Here is a 12,431-nt window from a genome sequence, read left to right as displayed (position 1 = left end):
CCGCGCCTAACCCCACCAGCGGCTCCGCCGCCTAACCCCACCAGCGGCTCCGCCGCCTAACCCCACCAGCGGCTCCGCCGCCTAACCCCACCAGCGGCTCCGCCGCCTAACCCCACCAGCGGCCCTGCCGCCTGGCCGGCGTTACCCCTTCCCAATCGCACTCGGTAAGCGCGCCCGCTTGCCCAACTCGAACTTGTTATTTGAAAGGGAGCTTGTTATGAGCAAGACAATTCTGATCAGCGGAGCTTCGAGTGGTTTCGGGGCGCTCACCGCCCGGGCTCTCGCCGACGCCGGGCACACCGTGTACGCCGGAATGCGCGACCTTGCCGGACGCAACGCGACTGCCGCGGCCGACGCAGCGCAGTACAGGGCTGGGCATGACGAGAGGGGCAACGGCGTGGACCTCCGCGCGGTGGAGCTCGACGTGAGTTCGGACGAGTCCGCCCGCCAGGCCGTACGGACCGTGCTGGACGAGCAGGGTCGCCTGGACGTACTGATCCACAACGCCGGCCACATGGTCACCGGCCCCGCCGAGGCCTTCACCCCCGAGCAACTCGCCGACCTCTACGACACGAATGTGCTCGGCACCCAGCGCCTCAACCGCGCGGCCCTGCCCGACATGCGTGAACAGCAGGACGGTCTGCTGGTGTGGGTCGGCAGCTCCAGCACCCGCGGCGGAACCCCGCCGTACCTCGCGCCGTACTTCGCGGCCAAGGCGGCGATGGATGCGTTGGCGGTCAGCTACCAGCTCGAGGTCGCGCGGTTCGGAATCGAGACCACGATCGTCGTACCGGGCGCCTTCACCCACGGCACGAACCACTTCGCGCACAGCGGTCAGCCGGCCGACACCGAAATCGTCGCGGCGTACGAAACCCGGTACGCCGGGCTGATGGACCAGGTCAGCCAGAAGCTCGCCGAACTCGAACCCGAGTGGGCCGACGTCGCCGAGGTCGCCCGTGCGATCGTCACTGTCGTCGGCACCGAGAAGGGCAAGCGGCCGTTCCGGGTCCACGTCGACCCGTCCGACGACGGCGCCGCGGTGGTCAACGCCGTCGCCGACCGGGTCCGCACCGAACTCCTCCGCCGCATCGGCCTAGAAGACCTCCTCCACCCGAGCAACGTGTGACCTGCCCTCCACCCGTGCAACGGGTGACCTGCCCTCCACCGGTGCAACGGGTGACCTACCCTCCACCCGTGCAACGGGTGACCTGCCCTCCACCGGTGCAACGGGTGACCTGTTCTCCGTTCGGGCAACGGGTGACCTGCCTTCCACCCGAGCAACGGGTCGCCTGTCTTCCACCCGAGCAACGGGTCGCCTGTCTTCCACCCGGGCAGCGCGTGATCTGTCTTCTAACTGCTGAGGCGGCCATATTCGGCCGCCTCAGTGGGCTGCTCGGCCAACAGGCCCCGAGGTGCGAGGCGGCGTCGAGGGTGCTGGTGCGGGAGGGGTCTCATGGGAACGGGACTGATTGACGTGCACACGCATTTCGTGTTGCCGGAGTATGTGGCGGCAGCGGAGCGGGCGGGGCATTTGCGGCCGGACGGGATGCCGGGCTGGCCTCGATGGAGTGTGCTGCGGCAACTGCAGTTGATGGACCGGAACGGGATCGCCAGGTCGATCCTGTCGGTGTCGTCGCCAGGAGTGCACTTCGGCGACGACTTCCGGGCGCAGGTGCTCGCCCGGAGGATGAACGAGGCGGCCGCCGAGCTGGGTCGGGATCACCCAGGCCGGTTCGGGTTCTTCGCGAGCTTGCCGCTGCCGGATCTGGACGGCGCGCTGGCCGAACTGGACCACGCTTTCGACGAGTTGCAGGCGGACGGTGTCGTCCTGAACAGCAACGCGGCCGGCCAGTATCCGGGTGATCCCGCCTGGGAACAGCTCTGGCGAACTCTTGATCGGCGAAGCGCGGTTGTTTTTCTGCATCCCACTTCGCCGCCGCAATGGCGTCAGGTCTCGCTCGACCGGCCGCGGCCGATGATCGAGTTCCTGTTCGACAGCGCCCGCGCGGTGACCGATCTGGTGCTCACCGGGGTGTTCACGCGCTACCCGCGGATCCGGTTCATCGTCACGCATGCGGGCGGAGTACTGCCGTTGCTGTGTGATCGGCTGGAGAGCTTCCGGGATACGTTAGCGCCGATGAGCAACCTGCCCAGTGTGTCCGGACAGCTGAAGGACCTCTGGTACGACGTCGCCGGGACGCCTGTGCCGAACCAGTTGCCGGCCCTCCAGGCTGTCGCAGGCACGGATCACCTGCTCTACGGAAGTGATCACTGCTTCACTCCGGCCGAAGCGGTCGCCGACCAGATCGCAGCACTCGACGGATCGACAGCGGCCGATGGGTGGCGCGATCGGACCACCGCGAACGCAGTACGGCTGCTGGGCCGAGTACAGGACGTCAAGCGGTCACCCGGAGGGCGGTAGTACCGGCCAGGTGTGGTCGAGGACGACGGTGCGTGCCTGTGCTTCGGGGCATCGACGGGTGTGAATGGGACGTCAGGCGGTTGCCCGGTGGGGCGTAGTGCGGGCTAGGTCGTGGGCGAGGGCGATGGTGCGTGCCTGTACGTCGGGCGTCGACGGGTGTGGGTAGGACGTCAGGCGGTTGCCCGGTGGGGCGTAGTGCGGGCCAAGTCGAGGGCGAGGGCGATGGTGCGTGCCTGTACGTCGGGGCCGCCGACGGGGGCGAACATGAACTCCGTGGTGCCGGCGTCGGCGAAGCGTTGGAGCTGCCGGGCGACCTCGTCCTCGTCGCCGATCACCGCTGTGTCCGCGGGACCCGCTGCCGCGCCGCGATCCATGATCGCGCGGTACGCCGGTAGCCCAGCGGCCGGGCCGTAGTGGTCCGCGATCCACTGCCGCGCACCGTCCGCGTCATCCGTCACCGCTACGCAGGAGCAGGCGATCACCTGCGGATGCGGCCGTCCGAGGGCGGCCCTATCGATCGTGGGCCGGATGTAGTCGGCGATGACTTCCGGCGTAGCCCAAGTGGTGACGGTGCCGTCGGTGAGTTCACCGGCGATCCGCAGCATCCGCGGGCCGAGTGCAGCGACGATCACCTCTGGCGCAGCAGCGTCCGGAACGCTCAATTGCCCAACAGCAGTGAGCTTCTCGCCCTGGTACGCGACGGATTCGCCGTGCAGCAAAGGAGTGAGCGCCGAGACGTACTCGCGCATGTACTTCGCAGGCTGGTCCATCGACAGCCCATACTGCCCCTCCATCATCACCTGGTGGCTGGACCCGATCCCCAACGTCAACCTGTTGCCGGTCGCCGCCTGCACACTGAGCGCCTGCGCGGCAAGCGCGATCGGGTGCCGCGGATAGACGGGCACGACGCCGACAGCGAGCTTCACCTTCGGCACCAGCGGTCCGAGTGCCGCGATCAACGTCAGCGAATCCCAGCCGGTGCGCTGGCTGAACCAGATGCGGCTGATCCCGCTGTCAGCCGCCGTCCGTCCGGCCGCGGCGATCTCGTCGATCCTGCGCTCTTCGTCCTCGATCCAAAGTCCGATTCTCATGTCCACCAGTCAACGAGCGCCCCACCCGCCGACCAAGCCCCGGTTACGCTGTCCGGCGATAAGGACCCGTGATCGATCAGCCGATACTCCGGTGGATCGCGTGGTGCGCATCGGCGATCAGCACGGGAGGTCGGCATGGAGCTACGGCAGTTGCGGTACTTCGTCACCGTGGCCGAGGAACTCCACTTCGGTAAGGCCGCCGAGCGGCTCAACATCGTCCAGCCTGCCGTCAGTCAGCAGGTCGCCAGGCTGGAACGTGAACTCGGGCTGCGTCTGCTCGACCGATCCTCCCGCCGGGTCACGCTCACGGGCGATGGTGAGCGGATGCTCCGGGAGGCCCGGGCTGTCCTGGCCGCCGCGGATCGGGCTGCCGAGGTGGCGGCCGAGTTGGTCGCGGGCCAGGCCGGAGTACTGCGAATCGGCACGAGCAGCGGTCTTCGGGAACGGCTGGAGCGCGGGCTGTCGGAACTGCGGAGAACCGTGCCGGGGATCGAGATCAAGCTCAGTTCGCGGCCGCCTGGCGAACAGGTCGAGGCGGTCCGATCGGGCGAGCTGGACGTCGCCTTCGTACGCGGACCCGTCACCACAGCCGGAGTACGGGGGATACCGCTGTGGGAGGAGCCGCTGTCGGTGCTACTCCCATCGGAGTACAAGGCTGCTGACGGGGTGAAGCTGGTCGAGCTGGCCGCGTTGCCATTGCGACTGCCGCCTCGGGTCGAGGAGCCGGCGCTGTCCGATCGGGTTCTGGAGGCTTGCCGGGACGCCGGTTTCGAGCCGTTGCCGGGACGGGCGGTGGACAGCCTGGAGGACGCGATCGTCGAGATGACGAACGGTTCGCCGGCCTGGACCGTTGTCTACGGCAACGCTTGTGAGGTGTCGGACGGGGAGCTGTGGATGGGGCCGTTCGCGCCTGCGTTGAGCGTGCCCGGGCAACTGGTGATCAACACGGACCACTCGCCGCCGTGCCTCGACGTACTGGTGAACGCCTTTATCTGAAGGGAATACCGCAGTTGAGGTAGCTGAAGATACCGCGCCTGGACGATGCCGATTACGCCGGGTAGCCGGGAGGATCTCAGTCATGAGACGAATCGGAAGTGTCCTCAGTGTCCTGGTGCTGGTGTCGGCGCTCGGTACCGCCGCTGTGTTGCCGGCTGCCGCTTCGCCCCCTCGCGAGGTGGTTGCGACCGACGCCGGGAAGGTGCGCGGCGAGACGGTCGACGGCATCCGCGTCTTCGAAGGCATTCCGTACGCCGCGCCGCCCGTCGGTGAGCGGAGATGGCGTGTTCCGGATCGGGCGGCGCCATGGCCAGGGGTTCGCGACGCGACCTCACCTGGTCCGATCTGTCCGCAACTCGGCTGGTCCGAGAGTGGTTCACCCGTGGTGTCCGGGAGTGAGGATTGCCTCTCGCTGAACGTCTGGACGCCGGTGGATGCGTCGTCGGCTCCGGTGCTGGTCTTCGTTCATGGTGGTGGGTTCACCACCGGCGCGGGATCTTTGTACGACCCTTCCGCAATGGTTGCCAGAGGCAACGTAGTGGTCGCGGTGAACTACCGGCTCGGCGCGCTCGGGTTCCTGGATCATCCGGGGCTGCGTGATCCGGGCGCCGGGAACTTCGGCCTCGCCGACCAGCAGGCAGCCTTGCGCTGGGTGCAGCGGAACGCCGTGGCCTTCGGTGGGGATCCGCGTCGGGTGACCTTGTGGGGTGAGTCGGCCGGCGGGTTCAGCACTTGTGCGCAGCTCGTCTCGCCTGGTGCGCGGGGCCTGTTCCAGCAGGCGATCGTGCAGAGTGCCCCTTGTCTGAATGACTTCGTCCCGCAGTCGACGGCCGAGCGACGAGGGCTGAAGACCGCGGCCGACCTCGGCTGTGCGGATCCGCGGACCGCGGTGGAATGCCTTCGGAACAAGCCGTTCCAGGAGCTGACCGGGCTGAACGAGGATCCGACCGTGGTCAACCGCAAGGTCGCCGATCGGCCCTGGTTGCCGGTCACCGGGACGTGGGCGCTGCCGTTCCAGCCATCGGTCGCGCATCGGCTGGGCCTCGCCGCCGACGTGCCGATCATCCACGGTGGGACGAAGGACGAGGCCCGGTCGTTCGTCGGATCGCGGTACGACGACAGTGGGAATCCGCTGACGGCTGAGCAGTATCCGGTGGTGGTCCGGGATATGTACGGCGAGCGGGCGGCGCGGAAGATCCTGGCGGAGTACCCATTGACGGCGTACCCGACGCCGAGTCTGGCGTTCGCGCAGATCCTCACCGACGAGGGGAAGCTGGTCGGCGCCTGCTCCCAGTTGCCGGCGGACGATCTGATGAAGCGCGGTGCCCCGGTGTACGCGTACGAGTTCGCGGAACCCCGGACCCAGCAGCCGGGTGAGTTCCCGTACGGCGCACACCACGGCGTGGACATCAGGTACTTCTTCGACAGCACGAACCCAGGTCCGTGGACGCCGCCTCCGCTGACTCCCGAGCAGGAGCAGCTGGCCGATCGGTTGCTCGACCAGTGGACGACGTTCGCCCGGACGGGCTCGCCGGGCGCCGGCTGGACGGAGTACGAGAAGGACGTGGTCCGATCGATCAGCGTCGCGCGGACCGCGCCGATCGACCTCCGCGTCGAACACCGCTGCGACTTCTGGGAGTCGATCTAGGCGATAGGGCTCCCACGACAGACGTGGGAGCCCTGGTTAGTGGCCGAGGAGAGTGTGGAGTTCGGCCTTGGTCTGGTTCCAGAGGGGTTCGCCGATGCGGAGGGGTTGGGTGTTGTTGTGGTCGACGCCGGGCAGAGTGATCAGCTTGGCCGGGCTGCCGAGCTGTTTCGCCTTCGCGACATAGCGTTTCGACTGTTCGTAGGGGATCACCTGGTCGGCGTCTCCGTGCAGGCAAACCACGGGGATCCCGATCGGCAGCAGCGCGTACGGCGAGCCGGCGGCGTACCGGTCGGGATGTCTGGCCGGGGTTCCGTCCATCAGGTGCACCGAGTTGCCGAAGTTGTCGCTGTCGTAGGCGAGATCGAGCGGCGCGGCGTAGGCGACGGCACCTCGAAGGCGTTGTTTCGGTGCGCCGCCGAGGAGAGCGCGGTGTTGTGCGGGGATCCGGTGCCGGGAGGCGGCCCAGGCGGCGAGGTGACCACCGGCGGAGGCGCCGAAGGAGATCACGGTGCGGAGGTCGAGCCGGCCCTTGCTTGCTTTCGGCAACAGATCGATCGCGGCGGCGACGTCGTGGAAGGTGGCCGGCCAACCGCCGCCCCCGTCCAGCAGGCGGTACTCGATGTTCCAGACCGCGATCCCGTCCCGGGTCAGGTCGCCGGCGAACGGCACGGTCTCGCGGGCATCGACGCCGACGGTCCAGCCGCCGCCGTGGATCGTCACCACGACCGGGAACTTCGCGCCGGTCGACGGCAGGTACAGGTCGGCCCACTGGTTGGGGTGCTTGCCGTAGCGAAAGCGGGCATCGGCCGGCTTCGGCGGAGCAGGCGAGCCGCTCGGCGTGGTGGTCGACGAGCCGGCCGGCCGCGACGAGGTACCGGCGGCACAACCGGCGAGCAGGCCTGCGGTTCCGAGCGTCACCGGAACGGTCCTGGCGAGGAATCGTCGACGGCTCTCCATGACTCGGGAACCTACTCTCGCGACAGCTCACCGGGACGGTCCAGCGAGCCGACCCCACTGAGTCGCGCGGGCCGTTTACGAGGCCCCGGCAGGGCCCTGACCGCTCCGCCGGGGCTTCGTGCTGTTGATCGTTCAACAGCAGCGGCATGCTACGCCCGGGCAAGCCCTTTCAGCAGCGGGTCGTCTCACGGACCGCCCGGGTGGATCAGCAGATCGCCCAACTGGAACGGACGCTGCCGGGCGTCGACGCGGATCACCCAATGGCGCCGGTGCTGGATTCACAGCCGGAGGACGGTACGTGGGTGGACGAGCTGCGGCGGTACGAGCTGAGTGTGCTGAGCGCAAGCCAGCGAACAGCCGACCACCTCCGGCAGGTCGCCAAGGCCGACGCGGACGAGCTACTTGCGGCTGCGCGCACTGAAGAGGAGGCGATCCGTCAGCGGATCACCGAACTGCGGCTGGTCGAACACCGCTTGCTGGTCGCAGTCCGCGACGGCCTATCGACACCCCCACAGCACCTGCCGCGCCCACACCACCTGCCGCGCCCACACCACCTGCCGCGCCCACACCACCTGCCGCGCCCACACCACCTGCCGTGCCGCCGGCTGCCGCGCCGGCATCGCCTACGGCGCCTGCGCCACCTGTCGCGCCGCCGCCGGCCCACGACACCCGCCGCACCAGCAGCGGTCACCCCGCGACCGGCAACGGCTACCCCGCCCAGTACGAGTCTGAGCACGAGGCCTTTGGCTGACCAGTGCGCGTACTGCGTTTGCGGTGGCGCCTGTGGGCGAGTGGGGACCGTGAACAGGTTGTCGGGAGCTCGGACACGCCGTGTTGGTGTTCACGGTCCCGGCATGTTGTTCAAGGTCCGTACTGCGGCGCGGTGGTGCCGCGGGTGGGTGTGGGGACTGTGAACAGGATGTGGGGTGCTCGGTCATGTCGTGCCGTGTTCACGGTCCCGGCATGTTGTTCAAGGTCCGTACTGCGGCGCGGTGGTGCCGCGGGTGGGTGTGGGGATCTGTGAACAGGATGTGGGGTGCTCGGTCATGTCGTGCCGTGTTCACGGTCCCGACATCTTGTTCAAGGTCCGAGCGCCGTCGGGGAGCTGGGCAAGGGGCCCGCGTGTCGCGGGGGGGACGGGTTGGACGGGGCTGCGGGGCGCGGGTTGGGGGGATGCGGGCTGGCGACCGGGTCGGCGCGGCAGTGTCGGTGGTCGCGTGGGGGTGTGGCATGGGCTCGCCGAGGGGCGTGGTGGGGTGGGGTTGTGGGGTGGGTGTCGGTGGGGGGTGGGATGCTCTCGGGGTTGGGTTTGTTGAGGGTTGGAGGGGCGGTGGGGGACTGGGATGTGGAGCAGGTGCTGGGGCTGGCGTCTGATCCTGCCGCGGCCAAGGCCGGGCAAGGGTTGGCTCGGGCGGGGAAGTGGTCTCGGGCGGGGAGCTCTGAGCGGGCGGTTTGGGGGTACTGCCAGGGCAGCGGGAAGAGCCCCTACCAGACGGTGGTGGATCTCAGTGGGCCGGCGTTCCGGTGTTCCTGTCCTAGCCGGAAGTTTCTATATAAGCATGCGCTGGGGTTGATGCTGCTCTGGGCGGCCGATGAGTTGGGCGAAGAAGCGGAGCCGGATTGGGTCGGGGCGTGGCTGACCGAGCGGGGTTCTTGGGCTGAACGGGCTGCGGAGCGGGCTGAGCGGAAGCCGGGGGAGGTCGCGGATCCGTTGGCGGCACAGCAGCGGGCGGCGCGGCGGGCGGATCGGGTGTCGGCCGGGATGGCGGAGCTGGAGAGCTGGCTGGACGATCAGATGCGGCGTGGGTTGAGCGGATTCGAGCAGCGGGGGTATGGCGAGCTGAGTCGGCTCGCCGCGCGGATGGTCGACGCCCAGGCACCTGGCGTGGCGGGAGCGGTACGCCGAGCGGCCGGTGTGGTCGGTCGCGGTCACGACTGGCCGGGCGAGCTGTTGGAGGAGTTGTCGCTGATCCACCTCACCGTGTCCGCGCACAACCGGCTCGCGGAGTTGCCGCCCTCGCTCGCGGATACCGTGCAGTCGCGGATCGGGTGGACCGTCGAAACCGCTCGCGTGCTCGCCGAGGGGGAGAAGGTGGAGGACGACTGGCTCGTCCTCGGCCGCGTGATCGAGCCGGACGAGCGGTTGACGGTCCGGCGACTGTGGTTGCGTGGGGCAACGACTGGGCGGATCGCGTTGATCCTGAACTTCGCGGCGGCCGGGCGACGGCTGGACCCTTTGCCGGCGCGACCAGGGGAGTACGTGCCTGCGGTGCTGTCGTTCTACCCGGGCGCTTTGCCGATGAGGGCGCTGCTCACCCAGACGGCACCGCGTCTGCCGGCGCCCAAACCGACAGGGTTCACCGCGAAGCAGGCGCTCGCGTCGTACGTCGAATCGCTGGCAGCGGATCCGTGGAACGAGCGGTGGCCGCTGGTCCTGCAGGACGTACGGCCGGCCCGGTACGGCGGCGACGGCTGGGCGCTGGTGGACGAGACCGGGGACGCGCTGGAGATCCTGCCGATGTTCGATCCATGGAAGCTGCTTGCGGTATCGGCCGGGGACCCGGTGACGATCGCCGGCGAATGGAACCGAGCCGGCTTCCGCCCCATGACCTGCTGGCACGACACTCGCCCGGTGATCCTGTGATCACGACCATTCCACCCCGCGACGTGCCAACCACGTATGCAGCCCGAGTCGCGTGGACCTTCCGCGCGGGGTGCGAGGCGGGGACCGCCTGCGCGGGGTGCGGCGGGGCGAGTGGGTGTCTGGTGGGGGCGTCGTGAGGGGGTGGGATGGGTTGGTGAGCTCGGCGTTGTTGGGGACCGAGCGGAGGCCAGCGGAGTTTGGGGAGCTCCCGCCGGCGGTTCGGGAGCAGTTGCACGAGGGTGCGGAGCTGCTGGATGCGGCCGCGCTTGCCACGCTGTACAAGCGAGCCGGTCGACGTCCGTTGGAAGGTCTGACGCCGGTGGAGGCGGCAGACGGTGAGGACAGACCGCTTCCCAGGCCGAACGCGATCAGGCGGTTGGCGGCCATGATGGGCGGATTCCAGACGGCCGCGCTCGGCGAATGGCTGCGCATCGCCAACGAGAAGGGCTGGGGGATTCCACCTGAGCAGTTGCCCGCGCTGGCCGACTACGCCCGCGGCCGGGCGGAGTACCGTCCGTTGGTCGTCGCCGCGGCGGGCCGACGCGCGCATTGGCTCGCGGATCTCAACCCCGAGTGGCGTTTCATGCATCAGGCGGCGACCGACGATCCGCAGGACTGGACGCACGGCAATCAGGTTCAGCGGCGAAGCTGGTTCCGCCAACTCCGTCGGCGCGATCCGGCGGCTGCGCTGGAGGCGCTTCGCGAGGTTTGGCCGACTGAGCACGCACAGGCGCGCGCCGAGTTTCTGACCGAGCTCCAGCCCAACTTGAGCAAGACGGACGAGGAGTTCCTCGAGCAAGCTCTCGACGACCGATCCAAGGAAGTACGGCGAGCCGCGGCGAAACTCCTCCAGCGGATCGAGGGTTCGCAGTACGCCGGGCGCATGGCGGAGCGGGTGTGGTCCCACCTGGCGGTCAGCGATGGTGTTCTCACCGTCACCCTGCCGCAACGCGTGACCAAGGCGATGGAGCGCGACGGGATCGACCCCCAACCGCATCCCGGGCTTGGCCGGCGGGCCTGGTGGCTGCGCCAACTCATCGCCGCCGCACCGCTGCCCGGCGCCCCGGACCTCGGGCAACGCGCGCCAGGCGACCCGCACCAGGTCCTGGCGGCCGACGTGTTGCGGCTCCGGGTTGAAGGCGTGGCGGCTGAGGTTCTGCAGGCGGCGTGGGCTGAGGCTGCGGTGCGGGAGGGGAATGTCGAGTGGGCTCGGGCGCTGCTGCGGCATAACGCGGCGACCGACAACAGGACCACGGACTTGCTGAAGGTGTTGCCGCATGACGAGTGGCCGGCTGCGATCGAGCAGTTGCGCGCCAAGCTCGACCTTGCCGACCTGGTCGGCGGTCTCCCGGTCCCCTGGCCCGCGCCGCTCGCAGTACTGGCACTGGATCAGCTCAAGCAGGCCGGCACCGCCAGGAACTGGGCCAGGCTGGCCAGTATCGCTGCGAGGGCCGTGCCGCACGAAGCGCTCAACCATCCGATCACCCGCGAGCCGACCGGTGAGGAAGACACCTGGCGTTCGCGACTTGTCGAGACCCTGATCTTCCGTCGCGAGATGTACGAGGAGCTGTCATGACGACCACTGCCGTGTTGCGGCCGCACGCCGAGGACGAGTACGCCGCCGAACTGGCCGCGCTCATCGCCGCCGACGACCGGCCGCGGCCACCTGCCTGGCGAATGTCACCGGCCGCGGTCGTCACGTATCTGCTCGGTGGTCAGGCGGATGACCTGGAGATCACCCCGAAGTACGTCGGTCCGCGCCGGTTGATCGAGGTCGCCGTCGCCACCCTCGCGACCGACCGCGCGCTGCTGCTGCTCGGCGTACCGGGGACCGCGAAGACGTGGGTCAGCGAGCACCTCGCGGCGGCGATCAGCGGGGACTCGACCCTGCTCGTGCAGGGGACGGCGGGTACGGCCGAGGAGGCGATCCGGTACGGCTGGAACTACGCCCAGTTGATTGCCCAGGGCCCCAGTGAGGCCGCGCTGGTGCCGAGTCCGGTGCAGCGGGCGATGGCCGGCGCGAAGATCGCCCGGATCGAGGAGCTGACCCGGATGCCGTCCGACGTACAGGACGCGCTGATCACCATCCTGTCGGAGAAGGCGCTGCCGATCCCCGAGCTGGCCACCGAGGTCCAGGCGCGCAAGGGATTCAACGTGATCGCGACCGCCAACGACCGGGACAAGGGGATCAACGAATTGTCCAGCGCGTTGCGGCGACGGTTCAACACGGTCGTGCTGCCGCTGCCGGATTCGGCCGACGACGAGGTGGAGATCGTGTCCCGCCGGGTCGAGCAGCTCGGATCGTCGCTGGAGTTGCCGCGGCCGGATTCGGCGCTGGACGAGATCCGCCGGGTGGTGACCGTGTTCCGTGAGCTGCGCTCGGGCCGGACCGAGGACGGGCGCACAGCGGTCAAGTCACCGTCCGGGACGTTGTCCACCGCCGAGGCGATCAGCGTGGTGACCGGTGGACTCGCGTTGGCGGCGCACTTCGGCGATGGGGTGCTGCGCTCGTACGACGTGGCGGGCGGGATCCTGGGCGCCGTCGTGAAGGACCCATCGGCGGATCGGGTGGTCTGGTCGGAGTACCTGGAGACCGTCGTGCGCGAACGCGAGGGCTGGTCCGACTTCTACCGCGCCTGCAGGGACATCAACGGATGACGGTCGGGGCCAGAC

General features: G+C 69.0%; 10 protein-coding genes. 8 read left to right on the top strand and 2 right to left on the bottom strand.

Annotation, left to right across the window (positions count from 1 at the left end):
• Positions 1 to 217: 217 nt before the first annotated feature.
• Positions 218 to 1,126, top strand: a complete 909-nt coding sequence (locus tag EV643_RS10915) for an SDR family oxidoreductase (protein WP_133799895.1) — start codon at positions 218 to 220, stop codon at positions 1,124 to 1,126.
• 327 nt (positions 1,127 to 1,453) lie between these two features.
• Positions 1,454 to 2,422 carry an amidohydrolase family protein gene (locus tag EV643_RS10905; RefSeq protein WP_133799893.1) on the top strand — a complete coding sequence of 323 codons (969 nt, stop codon included), beginning with the start codon at positions 1,454 to 1,456 and terminating at the stop codon, positions 2,420 to 2,422.
• Positions 2,423 to 2,592: 170 nt separating this feature from the next.
• Here the strand turns inward: EV643_RS10905 and EV643_RS10900 are convergent, their stop codons facing one another.
• Entirely contained in the window at positions 2,593 to 3,513 is a 921-nt protein-coding gene (locus tag EV643_RS10900) for a TIGR03564 family F420-dependent LLM class oxidoreductase (RefSeq protein ID WP_133799892.1), read from the bottom strand.
• 135 nt (positions 3,514 to 3,648) lie between these two features.
• Between EV643_RS10900 and EV643_RS10895 the strand changes: the two genes are divergently transcribed.
• Entirely contained in the window at positions 3,649 to 4,509 is an 861-nt protein-coding gene (locus tag EV643_RS10895) for a LysR family transcriptional regulator (protein WP_133799891.1), read from the top strand.
• Positions 4,510 to 4,591: 82 nt separating this feature from the next.
• The gene (locus tag EV643_RS10890; protein WP_133799890.1) at positions 4,592 to 6,157 is read left to right on the top strand and encodes a carboxylesterase/lipase family protein; all 1,566 of its coding nucleotides are present in this window, start codon (positions 4,592 to 4,594) and stop codon (positions 6,155 to 6,157) included.
• Positions 6,158 to 6,193: 36 nt separating this feature from the next.
• Here the strand turns inward: EV643_RS10890 and EV643_RS10885 are convergent, their stop codons facing one another.
• Positions 6,194 to 7,114 carry an alpha/beta hydrolase family protein gene (locus EV643_RS10885; RefSeq protein WP_133799889.1) on the bottom strand — a complete coding sequence of 307 codons (921 nt, stop codon included), beginning with the start codon at positions 7,112 to 7,114 and terminating at the stop codon, positions 6,194 to 6,196.
• A gap of 200 nt (positions 7,115 to 7,314) precedes the next feature.
• Between EV643_RS10885 and EV643_RS44095 the strand changes: the two genes are divergently transcribed.
• From EV643_RS44095 to EV643_RS10865, 4 genes are all read left to right on the top strand, one after another.
• Entirely contained in the window at positions 7,315 to 8,028 is a 714-nt protein-coding gene (locus EV643_RS44095) for a hypothetical protein (RefSeq protein ID WP_166665403.1), read from the top strand.
• Positions 8,029 to 8,687: 659 nt separating this feature from the next.
• Positions 8,688 to 9,758 (top strand): SWIM zinc finger family protein, encoded by a 1,071-nt coding sequence (locus EV643_RS10875; protein WP_238165492.1) that lies wholly within the window; start codon positions 8,688 to 8,690, stop codon positions 9,756 to 9,758.
• 154 nt (positions 9,759 to 9,912) lie between these two features.
• A complete protein-coding gene (locus EV643_RS10870) occupies positions 9,913 to 11,334 on the top strand; it encodes a DUF5691 domain-containing protein (RefSeq protein WP_238165491.1) in 1,422 nt (473 codons plus the stop codon).
• Positions 11,331 to 12,416 (top strand): ATP-binding protein, encoded by a 1,086-nt coding sequence (locus EV643_RS10865; RefSeq protein WP_133799885.1) that lies wholly within the window; start codon positions 11,331 to 11,333, stop codon positions 12,414 to 12,416. The genes EV643_RS10870 and EV643_RS10865 overlap by 4 nt, the downstream gene beginning before the upstream one ends.
• The last annotated feature ends 15 nt before the right edge of the window (positions 12,417 to 12,431 follow it).

The sequence above is a fragment of the Kribbella caucasensis genome, from assembly GCF_004361855.1.
In the GTDB taxonomy this organism is placed as follows: Bacteria; Actinomycetota; Actinomycetes; order Propionibacteriales; family Kribbellaceae; genus Kribbella; species Kribbella caucasensis.
Note: the sequence above shows the minus strand (reverse complement) of the source record. Positions and strands in the feature narration are given on the sequence as shown.

Coding starts and splice junctions, on each gene's coding strand:
- EV643_RS10890 (WP_133799890.1), top strand. CDS start 4,592: ATGAGACGAATCGGAAGTGTCCTCAGTGTCCTGGTGCTGGTGTCGGCG.
- EV643_RS10885 (WP_133799889.1), bottom strand. CDS start 7,114: ATGGAGAGCCGTCGACGATTCCTCGCCAGGACCGTTCCGGTGACGCTC.
- EV643_RS10915 (WP_133799895.1), top strand. CDS start 218: ATGAGCAAGACAATTCTGATCAGCGGAGCTTCGAGTGGTTTCGGGGCG.
- EV643_RS10895 (WP_133799891.1), top strand. CDS start 3,649: ATGGAGCTACGGCAGTTGCGGTACTTCGTCACCGTGGCCGAGGAACTC.
- EV643_RS10865 (WP_133799885.1), top strand. CDS start 11,331: ATGACGACCACTGCCGTGTTGCGGCCGCACGCCGAGGACGAGTACGCC.
- EV643_RS10900 (WP_133799892.1), bottom strand. CDS start 3,513: ATGAGAATCGGACTTTGGATCGAGGACGAAGAGCGCAGGATCGACGAG.
- EV643_RS10875 (WP_238165492.1), top strand. CDS start 8,688: ATGCTGCTCTGGGCGGCCGATGAGTTGGGCGAAGAAGCGGAGCCGGAT.
- EV643_RS10905 (WP_133799893.1), top strand. CDS start 1,454: ATGGGAACGGGACTGATTGACGTGCACACGCATTTCGTGTTGCCGGAG.